Origin of the sequence: Cobetia sp. SIMBA_158, assembly GCF_046566945.1 — a bacterium.
Classification (GTDB): domain Bacteria; phylum Pseudomonadota; class Gammaproteobacteria; order Pseudomonadales; family Halomonadaceae; genus Cobetia; species Cobetia amphilecti.
In genome coordinates this window covers 1-251 of the sequence record NZ_JAWJYL010000770.1, presented here as the reverse complement: position 1 = coordinate 251, position 251 = coordinate 1, and the positions used below count along the sequence as shown (strand labels likewise).

The window sequence follows — 251 nt, the reverse complement described above, 5'->3', positions numbered from 1 at the left end:
CCCAGAACTGGTACAGTTAATAGCACGTATTAGTTAAACCGTTCTTATCATTTTGAATATGTAAACATAGGAGAAATAATCATGGCGAAAGAAAAAGTAGTTCTAATTACAGGTGCCTCTAGTGGCATAGGTGAAGCGAGTGCAAAAACATTGGTTAATAACGGCCATAAAGTCATTCTTACCGCCAGAAGTGAAGATAAATTAGCTGAACTAGTTGAGTCGTTAGGTGAAGATAACGCACTGAGTGTACC

Annotated in this window: 1 protein-coding gene; it reads left to right on the top strand. The window is 38.2% G+C overall.

Translation table 11 applies throughout. From position 1 onward, the window contains the following. Positions 1-81: 81 nt before the first annotated feature. On the top strand, positions 82-251 hold a 170-nt coding region (locus R2R70_RS21905), incomplete at its 3' end, for an SDR family NAD(P)-dependent oxidoreductase (protein WP_410979182.1).